The sequence below is a fragment of the Gemmata obscuriglobus genome (assembly GCF_008065095.1).
Taxonomy (GTDB): Bacteria; Planctomycetota; Planctomycetia; order Gemmatales; family Gemmataceae; genus Gemmata; species Gemmata obscuriglobus.
This window is the reverse complement of sequence record NZ_CP042911.1, coordinates 8,400,415-8,427,134: the sequence shown is the minus strand read 5'-3', so window position 1 is coordinate 8,427,134 and position 26,720 is coordinate 8,400,415. Positions and strand designations below refer to the sequence as shown.

23 protein-coding genes are annotated in these 26,720 nt (G+C 68.3%); 14 read left to right on the top strand and 9 right to left on the bottom strand.

The features are described from left to right. The first annotated feature begins 110 nt into the window (after positions 1-110). From GobsT_RS34910 to GobsT_RS34890, 5 genes are all read left to right on the top strand, one after another. Positions 111-347, top strand: a complete 237-nt coding sequence (locus tag GobsT_RS34910; protein ID WP_148087983.1) for a hypothetical protein — start codon at positions 111-113, stop codon at positions 345-347. 23 nt (positions 348-370) lie between these two features. Continuing rightward, positions 371-1,774 carry an acetyl ornithine aminotransferase family protein gene (locus tag GobsT_RS34905; protein WP_010039510.1) on the top strand — a complete coding sequence of 468 codons (1,404 nt, stop codon included), beginning with the start codon at positions 371-373 and terminating at the stop codon, positions 1,772-1,774. Between the two features lie 100 nt (positions 1,775-1,874). Continuing rightward, positions 1,875-2,900: a methyltransferase gene (locus tag GobsT_RS34900; protein WP_010039512.1), complete on the top strand. Its 1,026-nt coding sequence runs from the start codon at positions 1,875-1,877 to the stop codon at positions 2,898-2,900. A 59-nt stretch (positions 2,901-2,959) separates the two neighbouring features. Then, the gene (gene rfbB, locus GobsT_RS34895) at positions 2,960-3,973 is read left to right on the top strand and encodes a dTDP-glucose 4,6-dehydratase (protein ID WP_010039514.1); all 1,014 of its coding nucleotides are present in this window, start codon (positions 2,960-2,962) and stop codon (positions 3,971-3,973) included. A gap of 88 nt (positions 3,974-4,061) precedes the next feature. Beyond that, complete coding sequence (locus tag GobsT_RS34890; protein ID WP_010039516.1) at positions 4,062-4,790, top strand: sugar phosphate nucleotidyltransferase; 729 nt, start codon at positions 4,062-4,064, stop codon at positions 4,788-4,790. Positions 4,791-4,835: 45 nt separating this feature from the next. On the opposite strand, the gene GobsT_RS34885 is transcribed toward GobsT_RS34890, so the two are convergent. Further along, entirely contained in the window at positions 4,836-5,906 is a 1,071-nt protein-coding gene (locus tag GobsT_RS34885; protein WP_010039518.1) for an FAD-dependent oxidoreductase, read from the bottom strand. Between the two features lie 204 nt (positions 5,907-6,110). Here GobsT_RS34885 and argA point away from each other — a divergent pair, with 204 nt between their 5' ends. Then, entirely contained in the window at positions 6,111-7,412 is a 1,302-nt protein-coding gene (gene argA / locus GobsT_RS34880; protein ID WP_010039520.1) for an amino-acid N-acetyltransferase, read from the top strand. A gap of 292 nt (positions 7,413-7,704) precedes the next feature. On the opposite strand, the gene GobsT_RS39160 is transcribed toward argA, so the two are convergent. From GobsT_RS39160 to GobsT_RS34865, 3 genes are all read right to left on the bottom strand, one after another. Then, positions 7,705-9,192 carry a protein kinase domain-containing protein gene (locus tag GobsT_RS39160; RefSeq protein ID WP_261340050.1) on the bottom strand — a complete coding sequence of 496 codons (1,488 nt, stop codon included), beginning with the start codon at positions 9,190-9,192 and terminating at the stop codon, positions 7,705-7,707. An 80-nt stretch (positions 9,193-9,272) separates the two neighbouring features. Further along, positions 9,273-9,803 (bottom strand): protein kinase domain-containing protein, encoded by a 531-nt coding sequence (locus GobsT_RS40705; protein WP_029600869.1) that lies wholly within the window; start codon positions 9,801-9,803, stop codon positions 9,273-9,275. Continuing rightward, entirely contained in the window at positions 9,803-10,429 is a 627-nt protein-coding gene (locus tag GobsT_RS34865) for a sigma-70 family RNA polymerase sigma factor (RefSeq protein WP_063744591.1), read from the bottom strand. The genes GobsT_RS40705 and GobsT_RS34865 overlap by 1 nt, the downstream gene beginning before the upstream one ends. A gap of 269 nt (positions 10,430-10,698) precedes the next feature. Here GobsT_RS34865 and GobsT_RS34860 point away from each other — a divergent pair, with 269 nt between their 5' ends. Then, on the top strand, positions 10,699-11,835 hold the full coding sequence (locus tag GobsT_RS34860) for a DUF6268 family outer membrane beta-barrel protein (RefSeq protein WP_010039526.1): 1,137 nt from the start codon (positions 10,699-10,701) through the stop codon (positions 11,833-11,835). 68 nt (positions 11,836-11,903) lie between these two features. On the opposite strand, the gene GobsT_RS34855 is transcribed toward GobsT_RS34860, so the two are convergent. Continuing rightward, positions 11,904-15,320, bottom strand: a complete 3,417-nt coding sequence (locus GobsT_RS34855) for a cation-translocating P-type ATPase family protein (RefSeq protein WP_010039528.1) — start codon at positions 15,318-15,320, stop codon at positions 11,904-11,906. A 241-nt stretch (positions 15,321-15,561) separates the two neighbouring features. Continuing rightward, entirely contained in the window at positions 15,562-16,191 is a 630-nt protein-coding gene (gene lexA / locus GobsT_RS34850; RefSeq protein ID WP_029601378.1) for a transcriptional repressor LexA, read from the bottom strand. A 273-nt stretch (positions 16,192-16,464) separates the two neighbouring features. Here lexA and trpD point away from each other — a divergent pair, with 273 nt between their 5' ends. Next, positions 16,465-17,502 (top strand): anthranilate phosphoribosyltransferase, encoded by a 1,038-nt coding sequence (gene trpD, locus GobsT_RS34845; protein ID WP_162542193.1) that lies wholly within the window; start codon positions 16,465-16,467, stop codon positions 17,500-17,502. 42 nt (positions 17,503-17,544) lie between these two features. Here the strand turns inward: trpD and GobsT_RS34840 are convergent, their stop codons facing one another. Next, on the bottom strand, positions 17,545-17,919 hold the full coding sequence (locus GobsT_RS34840; protein ID WP_010039538.1) for a hypothetical protein: 375 nt from the start codon (positions 17,917-17,919) through the stop codon (positions 17,545-17,547). A gap of 424 nt (positions 17,920-18,343) precedes the next feature. Between GobsT_RS34840 and GobsT_RS34835 the strand changes: the two genes are divergently transcribed. Then, positions 18,344-20,200 (top strand): methyl-accepting chemotaxis protein, encoded by a 1,857-nt coding sequence (locus GobsT_RS34835; protein ID WP_010039540.1) that lies wholly within the window; start codon positions 18,344-18,346, stop codon positions 20,198-20,200. A gap of 63 nt (positions 20,201-20,263) precedes the next feature. Here the strand turns inward: GobsT_RS34835 and GobsT_RS34830 are convergent, their stop codons facing one another. After that, on the bottom strand, positions 20,264-20,623 hold the full coding sequence (locus GobsT_RS34830; RefSeq protein WP_010039542.1) for a 2Fe-2S iron-sulfur cluster-binding protein: 360 nt from the start codon (positions 20,621-20,623) through the stop codon (positions 20,264-20,266). Between the two features lie 133 nt (positions 20,624-20,756). Here GobsT_RS34830 and GobsT_RS34825 point away from each other — a divergent pair, with 133 nt between their 5' ends. Both GobsT_RS34825 and GobsT_RS34820 read left to right on the top strand, forming a co-directional pair. Then, positions 20,757-21,725, top strand: coding sequence for an ABC transporter ATP-binding protein (locus GobsT_RS34825; protein ID WP_010039544.1), 969 nt, complete (start codon positions 20,757-20,759; stop codon positions 21,723-21,725). Between the two features lie 3 nt (positions 21,726-21,728). Then, positions 21,729-23,243 (top strand): ABC transporter permease, encoded by a 1,515-nt coding sequence (locus tag GobsT_RS34820; protein WP_010039546.1) that lies wholly within the window; start codon positions 21,729-21,731, stop codon positions 23,241-23,243. An 89-nt stretch (positions 23,244-23,332) separates the two neighbouring features. Here the strand turns inward: GobsT_RS34820 and GobsT_RS34815 are convergent, their stop codons facing one another. Further along, positions 23,333-24,028, bottom strand: coding sequence for a 5-oxoprolinase subunit B family protein (locus tag GobsT_RS34815; protein ID WP_033197983.1), 696 nt, complete (start codon positions 24,026-24,028; stop codon positions 23,333-23,335). Between the two features lie 188 nt (positions 24,029-24,216). Here GobsT_RS34815 and GobsT_RS34810 point away from each other — a divergent pair, with 188 nt between their 5' ends. From GobsT_RS34810 to GobsT_RS34800, 3 genes are read left to right on the top strand one after another with little or no spacing between them, the layout of a single operon-like run. Beyond that, positions 24,217-24,708, top strand: a complete 492-nt coding sequence (locus tag GobsT_RS34810; RefSeq protein ID WP_010036681.1) for an RNA polymerase sigma factor — start codon at positions 24,217-24,219, stop codon at positions 24,706-24,708. Beyond that, a complete protein-coding gene (locus tag GobsT_RS34805; RefSeq protein ID WP_010036683.1) occupies positions 24,705-25,151 on the top strand; it encodes a hypothetical protein in 447 nt (148 codons plus the stop codon). The genes GobsT_RS34810 and GobsT_RS34805 overlap by 4 nt, the downstream gene beginning before the upstream one ends. Before the next feature lie 20 nt (positions 25,152-25,171). Then, complete coding sequence (locus GobsT_RS34800; RefSeq protein WP_010036684.1) at positions 25,172-26,665, top strand: hypothetical protein; 1,494 nt, start codon at positions 25,172-25,174, stop codon at positions 26,663-26,665. The last annotated feature ends 55 nt before the right edge of the window (positions 26,666-26,720 follow it).

Below are 26,720 nucleotides of genomic sequence, written 5' to 3'. Positions count from 1 at the left end.
GGACACGTTGGCGAGGGATGAAGGGTACGACCGCCTTACTCGGGGTGGCCCTCTGTTTTCCCATGCTTCAGCCCCCTGTCAGTGGGGCAAGGCCTCTTTGGTTCGTGCTCGTGGCCGGCATCGTCGCTTGGGGCGCTGCGGTGTTCGCGCTCGCGCACCTGCGCGCGGTGGCGGAAGATTACCGCCGCGCCGCGTGGACGCAGTACGAGTGGTTCGGGTTCACTAATCGCTTCGCCGCGACCCGTGAGGTCAACGCCGGTCACTATCTGAGCGCGTTCGGCTTGGTAGTCGGCGGTGTGGCCATCGGCGCGTTTCACGTCTCGAGTGCGCTCGTTCGGCTGGGGTGATTTAACTCGGCGAGGGCCAAACGATGTGGATGTTCGACAACGTTGTGGTGCCCGACATCCGCACGCCCCTGCCGGGGCCGAACGGGGCGGAACTGCTCGCGCGCGACAAGCGGTACGTCTCGCCGTCGTACACCCCGATGTACCCGCTGTTCGTCGAGCGCGCCAGCGGGTGCGTCGTTCAGGACGTGGACGGGAACCTCTTCCTCGACTTCACCGCCGGTATCGCGGTCACCAACACCGGCCACTGCCACCCGGAAGTTGTGGCGGCGATTCAGGACCAGTCCACGAAGCTGCTCCACATGAGCGGCACCGACTTCTACTATCGACCGCAAATCGACCTTGCGGAGAAGCTGGCGCAGGTGGCGCCGGGGCCGACACCCAAGAAGGTGTTTTTCTGCAACAGCGGCGCGGAAGCGATCGAGGGCGCGCTGAAGCTGGCGCGCTGGCACACGAAGCGGAACCGCGTGGTCGCGTTCTTCGGCGCGTTCCACGGCCGCACCTACGGGGCCATGTCGCTTTCCGCTTCCAAGCTAATCCACCGCAAAGGGTTCTCGCCGCTCGTACCGGACGTTCACCACGTGCCGTTCCCGCGCGAGTGCCAAGGCGGGAGGGGGGCGCGGGGGGAACCTGTGGGAGGTTGCCCCCCCCCGGGAGAAATGTGTGTGACGAGGTGCGGGCTCGCCGCGACCATCGACGACACCATCTTCAAACGCACGTGCCCACCGGATGAGGTGGCCGCGATCTTCGTCGAGCCGATTCAGGGCGAGGGCGGCTACCACCCGATGCCGCCCGCCTGCCTGACGGCCCTCCGCACGCTGTGCGACAAGCACGGCATCATGCTCGTGGTCGATGAAGTGCAGTCCGGGATGGGGCGCACCGGGAAAATGTTCGCGGTGGAGCACTACGGCGTCGAGCCGGACATCATCTGCTCCGCGAAGGGGATCGCGTCGGGGTTGCCGCTCGGCGCGATCATCGCGAAGGCGGACGTGATGGACTGGCCGTCGGGCAGCCACGCCAGCACGTTCGGCGGCAACCCGGTGGCGTGCCGGGCGGCGCTGGCGACGATTCAGTTACTCGAGCGCGAGCTGATGGCGAACGCGGCCGACCGCGGGGAGCAACTCCGGGCCGGGCTGCGCGAACTCGGTGGGAAGCACCCGGCCCTGACCAACGTGCGCGGGCTCGGGCTCATGACCGCCGCCGATCTGCCGTCGCCGGCCGTGCGCGAGCGGGTGATTCAGACCGCATTCCACCGCGGCCTGCTTCTTTTGGGGTGTGGCGAAACCGCGCTGCGGTTCATCCCACCGCTGTGCGTGTCCGCGGCGCAAGTCGATACCGCGCTTGGCATTCTGGACGGCGTACTGGGAACGGTCGAGCCGGCCTTGGCCGCGACCGGCGCGCCCGCCGGGGCGGCCCTTCCGGTGGTGTGAGCGCGGCGCGGGTCCGCCTTGCATTTCTCCGAATTTAACGCTCTTCTGCGCTCGTAGTGCAAGCCGTCGCCCGCTTACGAACGCAGAAGGACGCTACGCGATGCCCGCTCCGCAGTCGCCCGAACCGCTCCCGCCCCACGCGGTGCTGATGCAACTGGTGTTCGGAAAGCTCGTTACGCAGGCCGTATCCGTTGTCGCGCGGTTCAAACTCGCCGACCAGATGGCCGCCGGCCCCAAAACTGCGGCCGAACTCGCTTCCGCCGCCGGGCTGAACGCGAACCACCTCTACCGCGTCCTTCGCGCGCTGGCCGGTTTGGGCGTGTTGAGGGCCGAGGGAGAGCGGTTCGCGCTCACGCCGGTGGGCGAATTCCTGCGGTCCGACGTTCCAGGCTCCATGCGTGCCATCGCCACCTACGTCTGCGATCCGTGGAGCTGGAAGCCGTGGGGCGACCTGGCGGGTAGTGTGAAGGCCGGGGCGCCCGTTTTCGACCGCATGTTCGGTGAGGGGGTGTTCGACTACCTCGCGAAGCACCCGGACGAAGCCGCCACGTTCAACGAGGGTATGACCGGGTTCTCACAGCAGGCCGCCGCCGCGATGCTGAAGGCCTACGACTTCACGCCGTTCGGCACGATCGTTGATGTGGGCGGCGGGCACGGCGCGATCCTACGCGCGGTCCTCGGCGCGGCCCCCAGCGCGCGCGGCATCGTGTTCGACGCCCCACAAGTCGCGGCCGGGGCGCACGAGCCGATCCGCGCCGCGGGCTTGGCCGACCGGTGCAAGGCCGAAGGCGGCGACTTCTTCCGGGCGGTCCCCGCGGGTGGCGACCTCTACATCCTGAAACACATCATCCACGACTGGAACGATGCGAAGGCCACGCAAATTCTGAAGTCCGTTCGCGCCGCGATCCCGGCGACCGGCAAGCTGCTCCTCGTCGAAATGGTGGTGCCGCCCGGGTTCGCACCGCACTTCGCCCACATCCTCGATCTCGAGATGATGGTGGTGTGCGACGGCAAGGAGCGTACCGAACAGGAGTACCGGGAACTGCTGGCGGGGGCCGGGTTCAAGCTCACCCGGATCGTCCCGACCGAGGGGCCGCACGGCCTGATCGAAGCCGAACCGGTTTGACGCCACACGAGTTCCGACTTACAAACCCTTCGTAGCTCTCCGGGCGAAGGGTGTGGTTCATGCCGACAGTTTTGATCACCGGCGGTGCCGGGTTCATTGGGTCCAACTTCGTCCGCCACCTGCTGGCGACCGACCCCGCCGTACAGATCGTCAACTTCGACGCGCTGACCTACGCGGGCAACCTCGCGAACCTCCGCGACCTCGACGGCCACCCGCGGCACACGTTCGTGCGGGGCGATGTCACCTCCCGCGACGACGTGCGCGGCGCGATGCAGCGCGGGGTGACGGATGTCATCCATTTCGCGGCCGAGAGCCACGTGGACCGTAGCATCCATGACAGCGGCCCGTTCGTGCGGACCAACGTGCTGGGCACGCAGGTGCTGCTCGACGCGGCCCGCGAGTTCCAGGTGAGCAAGTACGTTCAGGTCTCGACCGACGAGGTGTACGGGAGCCTGGGCGCGACCGGGCTGTTCACCGAAGAGACCCCCCTGCACCCGAACAGCCCGTACTCGGCGAGTAAAGCGGGCGCGGACCTGCTCGTGCAGGCGTACCAGCACACGTTCGGGCTGCCGGCGGTGATCACGCGGTGCTCGAACAACTACGGGCCGTACCAGCTCCCCGAGAAACTGATCCCACTGTTCGTGACCAACCTGCTCGCCGACCAGCAGGTGCCGGTGTACGGCGACGGCCAACAGGTCCGCGACTGGATTCACGTGCTCGACCACTGCCGCGGGGTCGAGGCCGCGTGGCGCCGCGGGGCGCCCGGTGAGGTGTACAACTTCGGCGGCCGGTGCGAGATGGCGAACCTGGACCTCACGCTGCTCCTGCTCAAGCTCCTCGGCAAGCCCGAGACGCTCATCAAGTACGTGGCCGACCGCTTGGGGCACGACCGGCGGTACGCGATCGACTGCACGAAGGCCGAGCGCGAACTGGGCTGGGCGCCGCAGGTGAAGTTCGACGCGGGGTTGGCCGAGACGATCGGCTGGTACAAGGCCAACACCGCGTGGGTGGCGACGATCAAGAACAAGGACTACCTGAGCTACTACGAGAAGCAGTACGGGAAACGGGGATAGTCCCACGTCTCACGTCGGCAAGTCTCAGGTCGGAAAGCCGATCGCGGACCTGCGACCTGAGGCCTTCTGACTTGAGACCGGAGAAAAGATGTCCATTCGCGGCGTGATTCTGGCGGGCGGCAAGGGCACCCGCATGGGCGAACTCACACGGGTGACCAACAAGCACCTGCTGCCGGTCGGCGCGTGGCCAATGGTGTACCACCCGCTCAAGAAGCTCACCGGGGTGGGGCTGCAAGAGATCTTGCTCGTGTCCGGCACCGAGCACATGGGCGACTTCGTCGAGTTGCTCGGTTCGGGCAAGGACCACGGGTGCCGGCTCACATACCGCGTCCAGGACGAGGCCGGCGGAATCGCCCAGGCGCTCGGACTGGCCGAACACTTCTGCATGGGTAGCCGGTCGCTGGTGCTGCTCGGCGACAACATCTTCCGCGACCCGCTCATCGGGCTGCTGGAGAAGGCGAACACCCGCCCGGACTGGGCCTGGATCGGGCTGAAGGAGGTTCACGATCCGGGGCGGTACGGGGTCGCGGAGTTGGACGGGGACAAGGTGCTGGGCATTGAGGAGAAGCCCGAGAAGCCCAAGAGCCCGATGGCGGTGGTCGGGATCTACATCTACCCGCCGGACGTGTTCGGGCTCATCAAAACGCTCAAGCCGAGCCGGCGCGGCGAGCTGGAAATCACGGACGTCAACAACCACTACATCCAGCAGGGCCGGATGGGGTGCTTCAACCTCGACGGCTACTGGACCGACGCCGGCACCCTCGACAGCCTCGACTACGCGAACGAACTGGTCCGCAAGGAGCCGCCGCGGTTCTGACGGCGTTCGGCACCGAGAGCTCCGAACGCCGCGTGAAAACCGACCTCAAATCAGCCCGTGGTGGCCGAGGTAGCGCTCGGCGTCGAGCGCGGCCATGCACCCGGTGCCGGACGCGCTGACGGCCTGGCGGTAGTAGTCGTCGGCCACGTCACCGGCGGCGAACACCCCTTCCACGCTCGTGTACGTGCGGGCCAGCGTGGTCCACTTGATGTACCCGCCCGGGTTCAGTTCGAGCTGACCGTCCAGGAAGCCCACGTTGGGCGTGTGGCCGATCGCCAAGAACAGGCCACTCGCCGCGAGTTCCTCCGTCGCGCCGGTCTTGTTGTTCTTCACCCGCACCGCGGTGACACCCTTCTTGTCGTCGCCGAGCACCTCGTCGACCTCGGTGTTCCAGCGGATCTCGATCTTCGGGTTCTGCTCGGCGCGCTCGGCCATGATCTTGCTGGCGCGGAGCACGTCGCGGCGCACCAGCAGGTAGACCTTGCTGCCGAACTTTGTGAGGTACCCGGCCTCTTCGACGGCCGTGTCGCCGCCGCCCACCACCACGATCGGCTGGTTCTTGAACCGCGGCAGGAAGCCGTCGCACACGGCGCACGCGGACACGCCCTTGTTCTTGAACTTGTCCTCGCTCGGGAGCCCCAGGTAGTTGGCACGCGCGCCGGTGGCGATGATGAGCGTGTGCGTCTGGTACGTCTTGCCGTCGTGGGTGGTGAGCGTGAACGGGCGGCTCTTCAGGTCCACCTTCACGACGTCCTTCGACTCGACCCGGGTGCTGAAGTTCTTGGCCTGCTGGCGCATGAGCGCGACCAGTTCCGGCCCGTTGATCCCGTGCGTGGGCTGCGGCTTGTCGTCCGACACCCAGTACGGGAAGTCGGGGTCGTCGGCCTTCAGCGCGGTCTTGAGGTACTGCCGGGTGTCCCCCGCGGGCCACGACGGGAAGTTCTCGACCTCGGTGGTGAGCGCGAGCTGTCCGAGCGGGAGGGTGCCGTTCTGCCGGTTCTTGTCGTCGTTCGGGTTGCCCTCGAACACGAGCGGGTTCAGTGTGGCCCGGGCCGCGTAGATGGCCGCGGTCCACGCGGCGGGGCCGGAGCCGATGATGATCACGTTTTCGGGCATGGCGTTCTCGGGAGTGGTCGGTACGCAGCTACGGGTTCTCGGTCGGCGCGGCAAACGGGTGTCGTCGCCGCCGGCGGTCGTGCTATTCTAGATGTTCACCCGGTGCTGTCCTGATCGGCGTTCCAATCGCGGGGCATCGGCAAAACCGACCGACCGACCGGCGAACCGTTGAGTACCACAAACCGACAGGAACAACTCCCCCCAATGCACGAACGCCTGACGCACTTCCGCGAGATCCTGCGCTACGTCCCCCGGTTCCGCGACCGGGTGTTCGTGATCGCCCTCGACGGCGCCGTGGTCGAGGACGACAACTTCCCGAACCTGCTGCTCGACATCGCGCTGCTGCGGAGCCTGAGCATCCGGGTGGTGCTGGTGCACGGCGCGGCCCTTCAGATCAAGCGCTACGGGGAGCTGATCAAGATGACGCCGTCGGACATCGACGGCACCGGGATCACCGACCGCGAGACGCTCAACGTCGCCATCACCGCGGCCAACCGCGTCACCCACGAGATCCTGGAGGGGCTGACCGCCAACGACCTCCGGGCCGTGTGTCCGAACGCGCTGGTCGCGCACCCGGCGGGCATCCTGGGCGGCGTCGACCACCTGTTCACGGGGCGCGTCGAGCGGGTCGACACCGGGCTCCTCGAACTGCTCCTCGAGCGCGACATCGTGCCCGTGATCCCGCCCATCGGCATCGACGGCGCCGGCGCGTCGTACCGGCTCAACTCGGACGCCGTCGCGGTGGAGCTGGCGAAGTCGCTCAAGGCCGTGAAGCTCGTGTACCTCAACACCGAGGGCGGGGTCCGGGACGCCCGGGGCGCGGTGATCCGGCAGATGACCGCGCAAGAGGCCGACGCGGTCCTGAAGAAGAGCCGGGCCGAGTTGCCCCCGGGGGCGGTCACGAAGCTGACGGCCGCGGTGCGCGCGTGCAAGGAGGGCGTGGAGCGGGTCCACATCATCGACGGCCGCGAGCAGGAGGGGCTGCTCGGCGAGGTGTTCTCGAACGAGGGCATCGGCACGCTGATCCACGCCAACGAGTACCAGGCGATCCGGCAGGCGCAGAAGAAGGACGTGCGGGCGGTGTTCGGCCTGATCCAGCAGGGCGTTCAGAACGACGAGCTGCTGAAGCGGTCGCGGGCCGAGCTGGAGAAGATCATCGGCGACTACTTCGTGTTCGAGGTGGACCGCAACCCGGTCGCGTGCGCCGCGCTGCACACGTACCCGGAGGAGAACATGGCCGAACTGGCGAGCGTGTTCGTTGCGGATCGCTACGGGAACCAGGGGATCGGGGCGAAGCTGATTCAGTTCACCGAGGGGGCGGCGCGGCGGCGCGGCATCGCGAAGCTGTTCTGCCTCTCGACCCAGGCCATCAACTACTTCGTTCAGAAGGGCGGGTACGCGCTGGGCACGCCCGACGACCTCCCGCCGGCGCGGCGCGAGCGGTACGAACAGAGCCGCCGCAAGTCGCAGGTGCTGATCAAGCAACTGAGCGACCGGCCCGCGTAACGCCGCGCTGGCGTTTCGGGCTCAGCGAAGAACGCCGGGCGCGATGAGTTGCGCTTGGGGGGCGCTGCCGGTCCGAGCGTAAGGCCACAGGGCACCAAAGTTCGGTAGCGGGGTCAAGAAGATTTTGACCGGATCGACAGGATGTTCAATCCACATGTCTTCATCCGTCAATCCTGTTCATCCTGTCAAAATTGGTCTTCGTGAACACGAGGCCCGCGTGGGTCGAAACGAAGCCGTGACCGTCCGCCCCTTTCGTTACCGATTCTTACGCCGTGAAAACGTGGGCCGGGCCTCACCAGGGCATCTCAAACGGGCGACCGATCAGCGCCTTCCAGATGGCGCGCTGTTCCGAAGTGAGTAACGTCACCGGGTCCGAGGCCGGGTCGATGCCGCCCGGCCGGCGGTCGTCCAGGAGGACGGCGAACGGCGGGCCGAGCCGCAACGCCACGGGCGGCTGGAGCAACCGGATCTGCTGCCGCTGGTGGGGGGTGAGGCCCAGCGCTTCGACGATCTCCGGATCGCCAAAGGCCATCGGCCCGAGGCACCGGAGGAACAGTTCGCCGAGCCGCTTCCGCTGCGGCCCGGTCAGCGGGCGGAGCAGTTCGTTCCGGGCGGTCGGGTCGCTCAGCAGGCGGGCGATCTTGCCCCGCAAGTTGAGGTCATCGCGTATCGTTCCCAGGCCGGCGGTTGCGGTTCCCGGCTCCAGGCCGCGGACCCGGAACGACTGCCGAACCTGTTCCTCTTGATCCGGGGACAACCGCAGCTCCGCCCGCACCGGTTGAAACCACAGCAGCCCCACCCGCCACGACTCCCGGGCCGCCTTTTCCTCAGCCAAAAGCTCCTCGACCCGGGCCGTCGCGCGGTCCAGTTCGGCACGGACCTGGGGGTCGTTGTGCCCGGCTTCGTTCAGTTGCCGGTAGTTCTCCAGGGCGGCCAGCAGGAGGCGCCGGCGGGGTCCGTGGAACGAGACGTTCGACCGCCCCTCTTCCTCGCTGATCTGGATCATCAGGTCGCCGAGCTGTTTCGACTGGTAGAACCGCCGCTCGGCTTCGTCCGCCCGGTCCCGCTCGGCCCGGTACGCGCGCTGGTTGAGTGCGGCGATGGCGCCCGACCCCGCGGTCAAGAGCACGAGGGCGATGGCCGCGCCGGCGACGACCGCCGGGTGCCGGCCCGCCCATTTCCGCGCCCGGTCCCCGGCGCACGGGCGCCGGGCCGCGATCGGGCGCCGGTTCAGGAACCGGTCCAGGTCGTCGGCGAACTCGGCGGCCGTTGCGTACCGGTCGCGCGGGTCCGTCTCCAGCCCCTTGAGCAGCACCGCTTCCAGATCGCGGGGCACCGTCGGGTCGACGGACCGGGGGGCGGGCGGGGCGCCCCGCGCGATCTGCAACAGCAGCGCGGCGGGCGTCTCGGCCGGGAACGCGGGGCGGCCGGTGGACAGCTCGTACAGGGTCGCGGCGAGGGAGTACACGTCGGCCCGGTGGTCGAGCCGGCGGCGGTCGCCTTCAGCTTGCTCCGGGCTCATGTACCGCAATGTCCCGATGGCCGTTCCGGTTCCGGTGACGGTCGCCGCGTCGGTGAACTGTGCGAGCCCGAAGTCGGTCACCCAGATGTGGCCGTCCCGACCGAGTAACAAGTTCGCCGGTTTGATGTCGCGGTGGACGACCCCGTTCTGGTGCGCGTGGTCCAGGGCGCGAGCGACGAGCCCCCCGATCCGGGCCACCGTCTGGTGAAACGCCGGGCGGTTCCGGCGGCGGAGGTCGACAAGTTCCTCCGGGGACAGGACCGACTCGCCGCCCCGTTCAGGCGCGCTGAGGCGGGGCGCGTGTGGTTCACCGCCCGCAGGGGGCTGGTACGCTTCGATCAGGACATCAAGGAAGCCCCGTCGACGAACTGCATCGCGTAGTAATTGACTCCGCGGTCCTCGCCGACCGCGTACACCGGAACGATGTGCGGGTGCGCGACCGCCGCGGCCGCGCGGGCCTCCACCTCGAACCGCCGCAACCGGTCCCGGTCGGTCGCCAGTGAGCGGGGGAGTATCTTGAGCGCCACCCGACGGTTGAGGGCGGGTTGAAGGGCCTCGTACACGACGCCCATTCCCCCGCGCGCGATCTCGCGGACCACCTGGAATTCACCAACTCGGGCGCCGATCAGGCCGCTTTCCGCCCACACCACGGGCCGGTCCGCGCGGGTGAGAACCCCAACTTCTTGGTAGAGAATGTCGATCCCATCAAGGCCGAGGGCGACCACGGAGGCGAGGTGCGGGTGGCGTGCGAGGAACCGGCTGCGGTCGGGCCGCCCCCGCTCCCACGCGGCCTCGTACTCCTTGACCAGTTCCACGACGCGCGGGTCGTCCGCCGGCTCGCACTCCGGCCCCGCGGCGCGCGTTCCCATCACGGCCCCCCAATTAACTGCCGGAGCCGAACGACCCCGCGGACCCAGAGCTTTTCGACGCTGTCCACCGACCGACCCATGCGGGCGGCCACCTCCGCGAACGCGAGGCCTTCCGCGAACCGCAGGAGCACCACCTCCCGGTAGTCATCTGGGAGCCGCGCCAGGGCGTCGGCGACCAGCACCGCCCGCTCGTGCCGGCAGGCCGCCTCGCTCGGGCTCGGCCCCGGGGCGGCGAGGCGCCCGACCAGCGCGGCGGAGGACCGGTCCACGTCGGCAGCGATCACCTGTTCCAGTCGCGGGTCGCGCGCCTGGGTGCCCAAATAGTGCTGGACGGTGTTGGACAAGACGCACGCGAGGATGCGGCGGAGCCACGCGGCGAGTTCCGCCTCAGTCGAGCCGCGGAAGTTCGAGAAGTGGCGGTGCGCCTGAAGGAACGCCTCCTGGACCGCGTCGGCCGGGTCCAACTTGCCCTGAAGCCGGCGCCCGATCTGCACCCGGGCGAGGAGCGTGAGATAGTTGACGTACCGGTCGAACAGTCCGCCGAGGGCCTCCCGGTCGCCGGCCCGCGCGTCCCGAATCGCCTGGTCGGTTTGAACCGAGCCGCTGCCCGCGTAACCGAATTTCATCTCCGCCGTCAGATTGCCCACGCCAGAGCCTCAGGTGGATACCCGCTCGGGTCGGATGCGGCCGCGGTTTTCCGGACCGAAGGAGTAACCCGGCGGGGCCGACGTTGTCCAGCCCAACACCGCCTCCCGGCGGCCGGAGCGTGCTCGGGCAAAAAATTGTCGCCCGGCGCGGCGGTTTTGGTACGCCGTCCCTGACTGGCTCTGTGCAGACGCCGGGCGCGAGGCTATAGGCCCGCACGCGAGTCGCTCGAACAAGGAGGCCGTCGAAGATGTCGATCCGGCGGGTGTTACTTCTGGTGGTACCGGTTGCGATCGGCCTGAGCTTCGGAACGGCTCTGGCCCAAGACGAGCCGCCCGCGACTCGCGCGGACGCGCGCACGCGGCTCGGCGCTCCCCAACCGGCGCCCGATCCCACGACCGACCCGAGCCCGGAAGCCCCGCCCGCCGCTGACGTTCCGCCCCGGCGCCCGCCCCGCCCGGACATGATGAGCGGCGACGGGTTCGGGGGAGCGGGTGGGTTCGGTGGAGCGGGGCGGGCCAGCGGCGCCTGGTACGCGGCGAGCTGGTACCCGTCGCGCCCGGTGAAGGGACAGAACACCGACTTCGGGGCGGTCCGACAAAACCTGTCTGTCAGCGCACCCGTGTGGAAGGACGGCGCGGACAGCCTGTCCCTCACGCTGGGCGTCCGCGAGACGCATTTCGACACCGACGCCCTGTTGCCGGACACCCGCCGGCCCTTCCCGCGCGACCTGTGGAACGTGAACGTGGGGGCGAGCTACAACCACGTGTTCGAGAACGGCTGGGTCGGCATTCTAAGGGCCGACTTCGGCTCGCCGAGTGACAAGCCGTTCAACAGTTTCGACGAGCTGAACGTCTCGCTCACCGCGCTGCTGCGGGTGCCGGCCCGTAACAGCCGGGACGCCTGGATGTTCGGCCTCGCGTACTCCTCGGCCGGGAACCTGAACTTCCCGCTCCCGCTGATCTCGTACTCCTGGAACCCCTCGGAGCAGTTCCAGATGAACATCGGGCTGCCGCTCTCGCTCACGTGGCGGCCCGCGGAAGACTGGACCCTCAACGTGACCTACGTGCCGCTGACGAACATCAACGCCCGGGTCACCTACCGCGCGACCGAGCGGCTGAACTTCTACGCGGGGTACGAGAACGTCACCGAGTCGTACTTCCTGGCCGACCGGGCGGACAAGAAGGACCGGTTCTTCGCGGCCGAACAGCGGGTGCTGGCGGGCCTTCGCTGGGGCGTGTTGGAGCGCGCCACGCTCGACTTCAACGCCGGTTACGCGTTCGGTCGTCGCTTCGGTGAGGGGCGGAACCAGGGGTCCGATATGCACGACCGGGTCGATGTCGAACCGGGAGCATTTCTCGCGGGCACGTTACGGATTCGGTTCTGATCGGTTGGAGGTTGCGCCCACCGGCAAGTTTGGAACGACCGCGGCGCCGAGCGGCCCGGCGTTCGGCATCACGGGTCTTTCTCGATCGTTCGCGGCGCGACCAGTTGGGGGACCTTGAGCAGTTCCGGGTCGAGCAGGAACAGGTGCCGGCGGCCCGGCGCCTCGGGCGCGTCGATGATGACCTTGTCGCGCGACTTCAGCACGTCCACGACGGTCTGGTACGTCAGCCGCGTTTCGAGCAGCGCGCGGCGCTCCGCCAGCGTGCGGGTCCGGCGCTCTGCGAGGTCCTTGTCCACCGCGGCCGGATCTTGCTTCGCCGCGATTCGGTTCGCCCGCTCGGCGGCGAGGGCGGCCTCCTCGGCGTCGGTCAACTGCGCGCGGGCCGTGTGCCACGCGAGGAACGCGTCCCGGTCCGCCTTCGCGCTTTCAACCTTCGTGTGCCGCTCGGCTTCGGTGCGCTTCAGGATGCGGTCCGCCTCTTCTTCCGAGCGGCGCCGGGTGCGCAGCGCGCCGGCGAGCGCCTCGTTGATGGTGCGGTCGCGCTCCTGAATCGCCTTCGCGACGGAGTGGTACGAGTTCACCACTTCCGGCGGCGGGTGCAGGTCGTGCAGCGTGAACCCCTCGAGGGTGACCCCGAGCCCCTCCGGAGCGACCTCGGCGAGGCGCTGGGTCAGGCGGTTCGTGGCGTCGCGCTCCAGTTCCGCCCGCTTGAGCGTGAGCAACTCCAGAAACCGCCGGCTGGCGACCAGCTCGCGCAGGACCGCTTCGGCGGCCGAGCGCATCAGCGCGTCCGGGTCGCGGGCCGCGAACAGGTACTGGCGCGGGGCGCTGGCGCGGTACCGAACAGTGGCGAGGATCTCGACCAGGTCGCCGTCGCCGGTGACCATCACGGCCTCGTCGGTGAGCCGCCCGACGCCGTCGCCGTGCCCGCTGGTCCAGGTGTTGCTCGTAGACGCTTTCTTGCTCTGCGGCTCCGCCAACACACGAAACCCGAGTTCGACCGTGCGCACCTCGTCGGGCCGCACGCGGGTCACGGTCTCGATCGGCCACGGCCAGCGCACGTGCAGCCCTGGCGGCAGGTCCGCGGTTATCGCCCCGAACTGTCGCACCACGCCCACCTCGTCGGTTTCGACCTGCGCGAACGAGGTGAGCGCGAGGGCGACGAAGAACGCCCCGAACGCGCCGGCGCGGATCAGCTTCCACCGGTGCGCGACGGCGTGCAGGGTGTCGTCAATCGAAAACCGGTTCAGCCACCCCTCGACCGCTTTCGCCGCCCCTTTGGCCCGCGAGAGGGTGCGGTTGTCCGCCCGGTCGAACGCGAGCAACCGCATCGAGTTCAGCAGGACCGCCAGCGACCCGAACTGGTGGTAGATGACGCCCACCAGCGGGGCCGACTCGTACCACTCCGGCGAGGTCGCGAACAGCGGCCACAACAGCCCCGTCAGCAAGATGCCGACGAGGTTCACCCCGAACGCGAAGATCAGAATGTTCTGCCGGATGATGCGGACCGTTTCGCGCGACAGCTTCACGAGAAGCGGCAGCGGCGCGAGCGGGGCGCCCATCATCACGACGTCGCCGGCCTCGGCGGCGACGTCCGTTCCGCTGCCGATGGCGATCCCGACGCCGGCCCGCGCGAGCGCGGGTGCGTCGTTGATCCCGTCGCCGACGAACGCAACGGAAGAACCTCTCCCTCCAACCCCTTCCCCTGGGAAATCAGGGAGGGACTCGGGGGCTCGCGTTGCGACCGGCCCTGCAACCGGATCGGTTGTTGGACGTTGCTCCTCTCGGGCGGGGTTACTGTTACTGTCAGTTTCCCCCCCAGGAGAGGAGGGTGCAGCGGAGGCCGGCTTCTGCGCCGCTACCCATTCCGCCTTTTGGGCCGGAAGCATTTCGGCGTGGACTTCGGTCACGGGCAGTTGCTCCGCAACCGATCGCGCCACCGCGGCCCGGTCGCCGGTGAGCAGTGCGACGGGCCGGATGCCCAGCGCGCGCAGTTCGGCGAGCACGTGTGCGGCTTCGGGGCGGAGCGTGTCGCGCGCACCGAGTACGCCCAGCACGACGCCCGCACGGGCCACGACGAGCGATGTCTGCCCGGCCGCGTCGAGCCGTTCCAGCGCCGCCACGGCCTCCGGCGGCAGCGTTACGCCCCGCTCCTCCATCAGCCGGCGCGTCCCCACGACGAGCGCCCCGCCTTCGGCGCGGGCGGTAACGCCCGCGCCTGGGTGCGCGCGGAACTCGTCAACGGTCGCGAGGGGCAGGCCACGCGAACTGGCCTCGCGCACGAGGAGCCGCGCGAGTGGGTGCTCGCTCCGCTGCTCGGCCGCGGCCGCAACCGCAAGAAGTTGGTCCGGCGTGGCGCCCGAAAGGGGGATCACGTCGCCCAGTTCGAGCCGCCCCTCGGTGAGGGTGCCGGTCTTGTCGAACGCGAACGCGGTCACGCCGGCGAGCCGCTCCAGCGCCGACCCGCCCTTGATGAGCACCCCGGTGCCCGCCAGCCGCCCCAGCGCGGCGATCACCGCGGCCGGGGTCGCGAGGATCAGCGCGCACGGGCACGCGACCACCAGCACCGCGAGCGCCGGGTACGCGGCCACTTGCGCGGCGGCGCGCAGGGTCGGCTTCGGAAGCCCCGGGGCCGGCGTACCGGTCATTTGGTAGCCGACGTTGCCCAGGAACGTGACCAGCGCCAGCACGAGCACGAGCGGCAAAAAGTACCGCGCCAGCCGGTCGGCGTACCGTTCGAGCGGGGCCTTGTCTTTGAGCGCCTGGCCGGTCAGTTCGATCACCTGTCCGGCGACGGTCTGCTTCGCGACCTTCTGCGCCTCGACGGTGAGCGCGCCCTGCTGCACGATGCTCCCGGCCAGAACCGCGTCGCCGACCCCCTTATCGACCGGCAGACTCTCGCCGGTGATCGCACTCGCGTCGACCGCCGAGCGCCCGTCGGTTACCACGCCGTCAACGGGCACCCGGCCGCCGGGCTTTACTACGACCTTGTCGCCGACGATCACGTCGGCGGTGAAGGTGCGGACCTCGGCGCCGTCGCGCAGCACCCAGCACCGGGTCGGGAACAGTTCCGCAAGTTTGCCGAGCGCGTTTTGTGTGCGCGAGAACGTGTACGCTTCCAGGCACTCGCCAACCAGCCCGATGAAGACCACCTCCGCGGCGACGACCGGTTCTTTCAGGATGATGGCTGCGAGGCACGCGATCGCGAGGGCGAGGTCGGAGCCGATACGACCCTCGAACAGCGATTCCAGGGACGTGTACAACACCCGCCCGCCGCCGATGACGGCCGCTACGAGCGCGTAACGAAACCCATACAGTTCGCGCGCCCAGGTGTACGTCTCAATGCCCTGGCCCTTGAGCCACGCGGCGACGACGGGCCACAGGTCCGCCGCGACCAGCCCGCCGATAACAGCGGTGAGCAGGTACAACCCGAGCGGTGTCTCGGACCGGAACGGGTCATCGACAGTACTGATCTCGCGGTGCATGGGGAAAGTGTCGAGCTTCTTGACGGCGTGTCAAGTTCCCGTTCCCTCGCCCACCTTTCACCGGCGAACCGAGTTGCCTTCACGACAGGTGGCGCACAACGATCGACGGGAAGCGTTCGGTTCCTGAAGTTGGTGCGCGGAACCGTTTGCGTCCTGTCGGTTCGGTCAATTGCCACGAGCCGGATCGGCGCCAGTAAGCGCCGATCCGGCTCGTGATTCTTTGCCGCATCTATTTTCTCGATCAGCACTTACGGATGACGCCGGCCAGTATGCCGAGGATACGGATGTCCTCACGGGAAGGGTCCACGATGATCGGCTCCATCGTGCTGTTCATCGGGTGCAACTGAATCTCATTCTTCTTCTTGTAGTATTTCTTGAGCGTCATCGCCTTCTCAATCATTGCGACAACTTTCTCGCCGTTTTCACACGTCTCGGCCTTGCGGATCACCACAAAGTCGCCGTCCGCAATGTGCCCTTCGATCATGGACGTGCCGCGCACCTTCACGACAAACAGGTCCTCACTGCCGAACAGTTCGCGCATTTCGAGCCGCTGATCGTCCTCGGCGGACTCAATGGCCTTGCCCGCGGCAACCACGCCGACGAACGGCAGGCTGAACCCACCAGACGTAACTCCCGGGATGGTGATCCCGCGGGCTTGCGCCTTTTGCGAGTTCTCGCCCTTCTGGACGCGGTTGATGTACCCCTTCGTCTGCAGCGCCTTCAGGTGGCACATCACGCCGTTGGGCGAGGAGATGCCGAACTCCGTGCAGATGTCTCGGATCGCGGGCGGGAACCCCTTTTCCTCGATGTGCTTGCGGATGTAGTTGTAGATCGACTGCTGCTTGGGCGTGAGTTGCACGCGCTCCGACATGGGGTCGTCTCCGAAGGCGGATGGAGCGGACAGACGGCCCACCGAGAGGATGTCCGTGCTGTCGGCGGGTTCGTGTTCGGTGGCGGACGGCGTCGCGAGCATTCGATCTACCCCAGGTTGCCCGACCGGAACAATCGCTACACCCGTCCACTACATGAATGGAAGTATAAGTAACAACTGTTCACAGCGGAAGAGAAAAATTGCAGCTTTCGGTATCCGCGCGATAGCATTTCGCGAGGTACACCGGTCTTTCACCCCTGTAGGGCGTGTGTCTTGGAGCTACCGACCCCAACTTGGTTCCCCGAACTGTTTTCGGCGCTCCTGTCCGGGCGGCACCTGACCGCGGCCGAGGTCACCGACGCGGTCCGCGACCTCGTCGCCGGGCGGGTGGACGAGGTTCGCGGCGCGGCGTTCATCACCGCCCTCCGCATGAAGGGGGAAACGGCGGAGGAGGTGGCCGCGGCGGCCCTCGTGCTGCGCGAGCAGATGCTCCAGCTCGTGCCGGTGTCCGGGCCGGTGCTCGACACCTGCGGGACCGGCGGCGACGACAGCGGGACGTTCAACATCAGCACCGCGGCGGCCCTCGTGGCGTGCGGCGCGGGCGTCCCCGTGGTAAAGCATGGGGGCCGCGCCGTTTCGAGCAAGTCCGGCAGCGCGGACGTGCTGCGCGAACTCGGCGTACCGATCGAAGCCGGCCCCGAGTGGGCGCAGCAGTGCCTCGACCGCACCGGGTTCGCGTTCTGCTTCGCCCCGCACTTTCACCGCGGCATGGCCCACGTTTCCGCCCTCCGGAAGAAGCTCGGCGTTCGAACCCTGTTCAACCTGCTGGGGCCGCTGGCGAACCCGGCCAATGCACCGTACCAACTTCTCGGCGTGGGAAAATCTGAGTTGTTAGACCCGTTGGCGGCGGCGCTGGCGCGGCTGGGCGTCCGGCAAGCGGTTTTGGTGTGTAGCCGGGATGGGCTGGATGAGGTGAGTCTGACGGCACCGACGATGGTGCGGGTCGTGCGCGGCAACGAGTACGAGGCCCGCGAGTGGCAGCCGTCGGAGTTCGGTTTGGCCCCTGTGCCGCTCGCGGCGATCCGCGCGCAAGACGCGACCGAGAGCGCGGCCGCCGTTCGCGGGGTGCTGGCGGGCGCGGACGGCCCGGCCCGGCGGATCGTGCTGGCGAACGCGGCGGCCGCCCTGTGGGCCGCGGAAGCCGTGCAGACTCTCCGAGAGGGGGTGGAGCGGGCCGAAGCCGCGCTCGACGCCGGCAAGCCCCGCGCGGTGCTGGAGGCGCTGTGCCGGTCAGCGAGCCGCGCGGGCTGACCGTCGCCCGTTCGGGTCTGCCTCACCGCAACTTCGGGTTCGTCACCGGAAGGCCCGCCGGACCCGAGGCTCGTTCAACACGGTGAGCCCCCAAATGCCGAACGGGAGGCCGAGAACGAAGCACGGGCCGAGGCACGGGATCATACCGAGGACGCACGCGGTCAGCGCGAGCGGGTGGCTCTCCAGTTGTTTCATGCGGAGCGCCCCGTTGATGATCACGAAGTTGGCCACCAGCATCGCCGCGCCCCACGTGGTCCGGACGACCACCTGCGTCTTCTGCGGTGGTTCGAGGCGAAAGGTGGCCAGAATGACGACATCAATGATGAGCGCCACGATGAGAGCCGTGACGCTGATGGCGGCGGTCACCAGCAGCCCCATTGCGGGGCCGGACACCTGGCTGCGGGCGTAGCGGCTCAATGACCTCTCCTGGTGCGGACGAGCGGGGCGGGAACAAGTCGCAGATCACGCCACCAACCTAACCGGCGGCCCCCGGCGTTGCCAAGTCCGTCGGGCACATCGGCCGCAAACTTGCTCCCCACCGAGACATTCGACCCGGCCCAGGCCAGCGAATTATGGTGTGAGCAAATCCGTGCGGAAGGAATCGATCCTATTAGTCGGGGCCGCCGGTGAGCATACGGCGCCCCGTTCCGTTGTTCGAAAGCGGTCGTCCGTGCGACCGGGAGCGCGTGCCCCGCTCCTGCCGGCCGCGCGGCGATTCGCGCCGCTTCGGTCGCCCGCCGGCGAAAGCGGCCCAGCCGGCCCGTGCGAGCGGGGCTGCTGGGCCGCTTCCGAATTCGGCACGCGACCTGAATCGCTACCTCCTCCGGACCAGTGACACGTTATGGGCTTTTTCAGCCACACGCCCGCCGCGGGACGGACCGCCGCCAAGGGAGCCGGGGCGCTGCCCGCCGAGGTGCCGGCGCACATCCTGGATGCCGTCGAATTCAACGTCATGTTCTGCGACACGCAGTTCGTGATCCGGTACGCCAACGCGGCCACCCTCCGAACCTTGAAGGCGCTGCAAGAGCACCTGCCGGTCCGGGCCGAGTCGCTGGTGGGGCAGTCGATCGACGTGTTCCACAAGCGCCCCGAGAACGTCCGGCGAACCCTCACGAGCCCCGACACCATCCCGCCGTCGACGCTCATCCGACTCGGGCCGGAGACGCTCGAGCTGCGCGTGAAGCCGTTGTTTTCGGCGACCGGCGCTCGGCTGGGCACCATGGTCACCTGGGACGTGGTCACGAAGCGGCTCGCACTGGAGGCGGCGAACGCCGACTACCACGGGCAGATCGCGGCCATCCGCAAGGCGATGGCGGTGATCGAGTTCAACCTCGACGGCACCGTCGTCTCGGCCAACGACACCTTCCTGACGATCTTCGGGTACGCGGCGCACGAGATCCAGGGGCGGCACTACAGCATGTTCGTGGAGCCGGCGCACGCGTCCGGCCCCGAGTTCCGCGAGTTCTGGGCCAAGCTGAACCGCGGGGAGTACGTGGCGGGCGAGTTCAAGCGGGTCGGCAAGGGCGGCAAGGAGTTGTGGGTCCAGGCCTCGTACAACCCGATCGTGGGCACCGACGGGAAGCCGTACAAGGTGGTCAAGTTCGCCACCGACATCACCGAGCAGAAGCGCAAGGTGGCGGTGGTGCTGGGGGCCGTCAACCGGATGGCGGCGGGCGACTTCGCCCAAACCATGCCGGCCCTCGGTAACGACGACCTCGGACAGGTGGGGGCGGCGCTGAACGAGGCCGTGGGGAGCGTGCGGTCCGCGCTGGAAGGCGTGCGGGAAGTGGCCGAGGAGCTGGCGGACGCGTCCGGGCAGTTGTCCGCCGCGAGCGAAGAAATCTCCACCGGCGCGCAGCAGCAGGCCAGCAGCCTGGAGGAGACCGCCAGCACCCTGCAACAGATTACCTCAACCGTGCGGCAGAGCGCCGACAGCGCCCAGCAGGCGCGGCAACTCGCCAGCGGGTCCAAGGAGGTCGCCGAAAAGGGCGGGAGCGTGGTGAGTTCCGCGGTCGGCGCGATGAGCGAGATCAACGCGTCCAGCAAGAAGATCGCCGACATCATCACCACCATCGACGAGATCGCGTTCCAGACCAACCTGCTGGCCTTGAACGCGGCGGTGGAAGCGGCCCGGGCCGGGGAGCAGGGGCGCGGGTTCGCGGTGGTCGCCACCGAAGTTCGCAACCTGGCGCAGCGGTCCGCCACCGCGGCCAAGGAGATCAAGGCCCTGATCCAGGACAGCGTGAAGAAGGTGGACGCGGGAACCGAACTGGTCAACCGGTCCGGCACCACACTGGCCGAGATCGTCACCAGCGTCAAGCGGGTCACCGACATCGTCACCGAGATGGCGTCCGCGAGCCGCGAGCAATCGACGGGCATCGAGCAGGTGAACAAGGCGGTGGCCCAGATGGACACCGTCACCCAGCGCAACGCCTCGCAGACCGAGGAGATGAGCGCCACCGCCCAGACCCTGACCGATCACGCGGCCCAGCTCCGCGATCTGGTGGGCCGGTTCAATCTGGGACCGGGCGGACACGCACCGGCCGCGAAAGCGGCGAAGCCGGCGAAGAGGGGGGCCGCCCCCAAGCCCCGGGCGGCGGTCACGAAGGCGATCAACCACCGGCGCAGCAGCAACGGCAACGGCCACGCGCGGGGCCACGAACTGGATTCGTCCGGCGACGGGTTCAGTGATTTCTGAGCAACAGCCGCGGGCGGCGCACCCGCGGCGCCGGTGCCGACCGCTCCGGGGCTCCTCCCCGTCTCACCCCTTCGTCGTCCAGGCCGGGGGCGGGTCGATCGCGTCGCCCGGGCGCGTCCCTGCGTTCTTGCGCCCGCTGCCGGCGAACCGGCTCACGCACCTCACCGCCAGGTCCGCGTCGCACGCGATCTGACAGCTCAGCCGCACCCCGCTCAGCCCCTTGGCCGCGAGCACCCGCTTCTCGGCCTCCGTCATCTGGTCGGGCTCGCCGGAAACGAACTCCACTTTGCAGGTCGTACACGCGGCCTTGCCCCCGCAGGCGTGGAGCTGGTCCACGCCCGCCTCGTCCACCAGCGCCAGCACGAGCCGCTTGCCCGCGGGCACCTCGAACTCCCCCACACCTTCGACGGTTAACTTCGGCACGGCAGCGGCCCTCGCGGTTGTACAGGTTCGGCCCCCCGTTGTTGTACTCCATTGCTCCCGCGCCGGGTTGTCCGTATCTTCTGCGTGACGGCACATTCGTTGAAGTCAGCGGCCCCATGCACCGGAGGCGCCCGTGTCGGTGATCGAGACGGTTGAGCTTCGCAAGACCTACGGCCGGCTCCAGGCCCTTAAGGGCGTGTCGCTCCGGGTCGAGAAGGGACAGATCTACGGACTTCTCGGCCAGAACGGCGCCGGCAAGACCACGCTCATCAAGATCCTGCTCGGGATCGTCGGGCTGACCGAGGGGCAGGCGTCGCTCCTGGGCGCCCCGGCCGGCGACGCGAACGCCCGCCGCCGGGTCGGGTACCTGCCCGAGGACCACGCGTTCCCCGGGTACCACACCGGGTACTCGCTGATGGACTTCTACGGCAGCCTGTACGGGGTGCCGAGCGCCGAGCGCAAGAAGCGCATCCCCGAGACGCTCGAGCAGGTCGGGATCGCCGGCCGCATGCACTACAAGATCAAAACGTACTCGAAGGGCATGAAGCAGCGGCTCGGCATCGCGCAGGCGATGCTGCACCGCCCGGACCTCATCATCCTCGACGAGCCGACCGACGGCGTGGACCCGATGGGCCGGGCTGAGATCCGCGACCTCATGGCGCAGCTCAAGGACGACGGCCACACCATCTTCCTCAACTCGCACCTGCTCGGCGAGGTGGAACTCATCTGCGACCGGGTGGCCATCCTCCAGCAGGGCAAGCTGGTGCGCGAAGGCACCATCGCCGAGCTGACCAAGACGAAGGGGACGTTCGTCCTCGGGCTGCTGGCCGGCCAGACGTTCCCGACCGACGCCGTCGCGCAACTGGGGTTCACGGTGCGCAAGCTGCCGGACACCCCGGGGCACGTCGAGGTGACGCTGCCGGACGGGCAGACCATCGAGCCGGTGATGAAGCTGCTCTCCGGCCAGGGGCTGACGGTGACCCACATCGTCGAGAAGAAGCAGTCGCTGGAAGACGTGTTCATGACGACCGTGGAAGGGGCCGAGCCCGGCGTGGACCGCGGCCGCCGCCGCCGCGCACGCCCGGTCGGCGGGGGGGAGTGAACCGTGCAACAGTTCTTCGCCATCCTGAAAGACTCGTTCCGCGAGGCCGTGGACGGGTTCGTCATCTACCTGATGCTCGCGCTGGCGCTGCTGATGGTGGTGCTCGTGGGGAGCGTGTCGTACGAGCCCGAGGGGCCGGGCGAGGGCCTGCCCGCGGTGCTCGACCAGTTCAACATCGTGTTCCCGGACAAGGGCCGCAGCCAGTACCCGGTCGGGATGCCGATGCCGCTCGCGTACACGCCGTCCGAAGCCGGGTTAGCGGCCGACGGAACCATGACGTTCAACCTGACCGTCGAGTACACGGACCAGCCGTTCCGCACGCGCAAAGCCGGGGCCGCGAACGACGCGTCATCTGTGAAAGAAGGCGGCGCCACGGACGAAAAGAAGGACGAAAAGAAAGAGGAGAAGAAGCCCAAACCCAAGCCCCCCGGCGGGGCGGACGTGTTCCGGTTCGCGGTAGCGGCGTGGAAGCTGCCGGCCGGCGAGAAGATCAAGGAGGACCCGCGCCAGAACCGGAACCGGCTCCTCAACCAGGGCGGGACCGACAAGAAGCTCGAAATCGTGATGCCCCCGAACATGAAAGACGAGGACATCAAGGGCGTGTCCGACGAGGACATGGCCGAGTTCCTGCAGTCGCAGTTCGTTACGTTCGTCGGTGTGAGCAAGTCGGACGTGGTCGTGAAGCGCAAACCGGGGGTGGCGGAACCCGAGTACCAGTTCGAGGTGACGCTCAAGAGCGTGACCGGCGCCCGCGGGTGGCCGCACAAGATCCACATCCTGTTCAAGGCGTTCACCATCGATCGGGTCCCGCTGGGGTTGGCGGTGTACTTCGTCCAGGATCAGTTGGTGAACGGGATCGGGGCCGCGGTCACACTCCTCCTGAGCGTCGTCATCACCGCGTTCTTCATCCCGAACATGCTCCGCAAGGGGAGCCTGGACCTGCTGATCTCCAAGCCGATCGGCCGGGTGCAACTGCTCGTTTACAAGTACATCGGCGGGCTGACGTTCATCTTCCTGGTTTCGACGTTCACCATCGGGCTGGTGTGGCTGGTCACGGCGATCCGCTCCGGGTACTGGGACCCGAGCTTCTTGCTGGTGATTCCGGCGCTGACGTTCACGTTCGCGGTCGTGTACGCGGTGTCCACGCTGGTCGCGGTGCTGACCCGCAGCGCGATCGCGTCCATCCTGATTTCGGTCGGGTTCATGTTCGGGATGTGGGTGATCGGTGGGGTCGTCAAAGGGTTCTTCGACCGCAACAAGGTGACCCAGCAGGTGAACTTGCCCGAGTGGTCGTACACCCTGGTGGACACGCTCAACAACATCCTGCCGCGGTACAAGGACCTGGACAAGCTGACGACCAAGCTGATCGCCGACGCGAACCTGCCGACCGGTTTGTCGCGGTTGCTCGGGCTGCTGGTCGAGTTCCCGTCGTTCGGCGGGGCCGTCAGCGTGTCGCTGATCTTCATCGCCCTGGCGCTTGGGCTCGCCTCGTGGCGGTTCGCCAAGCGCGACGGTTGAGCCGCCCCTTCGGGTCCGTCAAAGGTCGAAAGCGAAAAGGCAAAAGGGAAACAGCGTTAGCCGTTCCCTTTTGCCTTTTCGCTTTCGATTTACTTCAATCGCTCGCCTTCTAACTGACGGTACCGCGCCTCGTCGATGCGCTCGAAGCGGACCGTGTCCCCCACCCGCAGCGGGAAGAACCCGTCGGCCACGTCCACAATCGTCAGCGGCGTTCGGCCGATCAGGTTCCAGCCGCCGGGGCGCGCCAGCGGATAAATGCCCGTCTGGCGGCCCGTCAGCCCGACGCTCCCGGGCTCGACCCGCGTCCGGGGGCTCGGCAGCCGTCGCACCCCACACAGTTCCGATGGCAGATACCCCAAATACGGGAACCCCGGCACGAACCCGATTGCGTACACCGTGTAAACGGTCGCCGTGTGCCGCTCGATGACGGCGTCGGCCGAGAGGCCGGTGTGCTCGCACACACGGGCCAGGTCGAGTTGCATCTCGTAACACACGGGAACGCGAAAGGCGAGTGGGGGGCGTGAGCCCCCCGAGTGGGCATTGCCGCCGAGCACGGCCTCGGAGGGTTCGCTCTTCTCGCTCGCCAGCGCGTTCAGCCAATCCATTACGTCTGCGGCGCGAATTTGGTCGGCGTCGAAGAACACCCCGACGCTCGCGTAGGCCGGGACGACATCGAACAGCCAGACGGGGTTAGCCGCGCGTACCGTCGCGGCGAGCGCCACCGCCGCGGGTTCGTCCGCGAGGTACGCCAGCACCGCCTGATCGCCCAGAGGGGTGAGTTTCATGCCCGTTCCGATCGTTTCCGGTTCCACGCCTGCGTTCCAGGTCATACGTTCGGAAGGGTCTGCATTCCACGACGCCGAGCGATTTTCGCCGCAGAGTGGGAACCCGAAACCCCGAAACGACTGCGTTTGATATAGTGGCGCCGCGGGCGCCTGAAATGCCACGGCGGGAGCGGCGTTAGTACCTTTCGATGGGACCGGAGCAGCTAGCCGAACTGGTCGATCGGTACGCGGCGGCACTCGTGCTGTACGCGCGGCAGTGGTGCGCGACCCCGGAGGACGTGGTGCAGACCGCGTTCCTCAAGCTGGTCCGCCTCGGCACCCCGCCGGACAACCTGCTCCCGTGGCTCTACAAGGTGGTGCGGAACGGGGCCATCGACGCCAGCCGGGCGGCCCGCCGGCGGCACCGGTACGAGGCCGCCGCCGCCGACAGCGCGCCCCGGTGGTTCCAGCCGTCCTACGACCCCACCGGGCTGGACGCGCGGGCCGCTTCCGAAGCCCTCTCCGTCCTCCCCGCCGAGACGCGCGAGATCATCGTGGCGCACCTGTGGGGCGGGCTGACGTTCGAGCAGATCGCTCAAGCGGTGGGCAGTTCCGCCGCGACCTGCTACCGGCGCTACGCCGCGGGCATCGAAACCCTCCGCCAGAAACTCGGGGCCGAGCGCCCCGTTCGAGCCACATGAGCACCCCCGCACCCCAGCATCCGCCGAACCGGCCCGACCCGCTCGCGGTCGCACTCGCGCAGCTCGACCCGTCCCCGCACGGGTTCAACTGGCACGCGCTCATGTTCGCCGCGGGGCGGGAGTCCAAGGCCCGGGCGCTTCTGTTCTGGCGCGTCGTCGCGGGGGGCTGCGCGCTGGTCGCGGTCGGGTTGGCCGTGGTGCTCGTCTTCCGGCCCGCTCCCCAGCCGACCGAGCGCATCGTGTACATCGACCGGTTCACGCCCCCGCCGAAGGGCGCCGCGCCCGCGGTGGAACCCGCGCCCGCCCCGTCGTGGACCGACAGCCCGGCGCCCGAACCGGGCGCGGCGGTCCGCTGGTTCGGGGTCCGCAACGAGGTGCTCACGGTCGGGCTCGGCGCGCTGCCCCCCCTCGGCCCCTCGGCGCCCCCGCCGGGCGAGAAGTGAAGCATCCGGAGGGACCAGACATGGCACGCGTGTTGATCTTCCTGCTCCTGGCGTGCGCGCTCGCGGGGGCACAACCACCAGAACGCGCGCCCGAGCCGAAAAAGGACGCCCCGCCCGACGGTGTGGAGCGTTCCCACTCGCCGGCCGCGCTCGTCACCCGGCTCGCGGCGTCGCCGGCCCCGGCCGCGGCGCCGGCACTCAAGTACGAACTGTTGCCCCGGCTCCGCGACCGCAAGCCGGGCAACGCCGCGATGGACTACCACCGCGCGAAACTGCTCCAGCCGAGTTGGCCCCGTGACGCCCAGGAATCGAAAAAGCTCCAGGACACGCTCATCCGATGGGAAGAGGGGACCGTCGACGCCCTGCCGCTGGCGGAGGTGAAGAAGTACCTTGCGACACACGCGGCCTCGTTCCGCGCGCTCGACGACGCCGCACGGGCCGACCGGTGCGACTGGGAGCTGGGCTCCAAGCTGTCGGTCGGTAACATCGACGGGTTGCTCGCGGAGGTGCAAACCTTCCGTGAACTGGCGCGGTTCCAGAAGCTGCGGACCCGCGTCGCGCTCGCGGAGGGGAAGTTCGACGAGGCCGTCCACTGCATCCAAATCGGGATGCGGCTCGGCAAGGACGTGGGCGAAGGCCCGACGCTGATTCACACGCTCGTCGGCGTCGCGGTCGCCAGCATTTTCCTGGGCGAAGTGGATCACCTGATTCAGCGCCCGGGCAGCCCGAACATGTACTGGGCGCTCACCACCCTTCCGCGCCCGGTCATCGACCCGCGGATCGCGTTCGAGGGCGAAGCCCGGCTGTTCGACAACCTGTTCCCGAACGCGCGGCTGCTCGAAAAGGGGGCGCTCTCGACGGACCGCGCGAACGCGCTGCTCGAAGAGATGATGACCGCGTTCCAGACGATGGGCCGCCCCGACGACAAGCAGATCGGCACCGGCGGCATCGGTACGACGGCGTACGCCACCATGAACTACCAGGGCGCGCGGAAGCAACTCCTCACCCTGGGCTGGGACGCGGCGGCGATCAAGGAGATGCCTGCGGCGCAGGTAGTGGCGCTGCGGGCGGTCGCCGCGTACCGGTCGTACAACGACGACCTCGCGAAGTGCTTCAGCCTGAACGTCCCCGACGCCCGCACCGAGATTACGAAGGTGCGCGAGCGGTCCGAAAAGTTGCGCAAGGAGAGCGGCGACCCGATCGTCAGCGTGTTCGCGATGAACGTGCCCGCGATCGAGAAGACGTTCGAGGCGCACAGCCGGCTGAACCGCCGGGTCGCGCTGATGCGCGCCGTCGAGGCCGTCCGGTTGCACGCGGCCGCCGGCGACGGCAAGCCGCCCAAATCGCTGGCCGACATCAAGCTGGTGCCGGTGCCCGAAGACCCCGACACGCTCAAGCCGTTCGTGTACGAACTGAAGGGCAACACGTTCACGCTGACCGGCGCGCCCCCGGCGGGTGCTCAGCCGAGCATCAACAACCAACTGCGGTATGAGATCACTCTGCGGGTAAAGTAGGGTCCAATGGCTTGTCGGGCCGCCGGGGCGAGCGGTTCTTCTCCTCCCCCCGGCT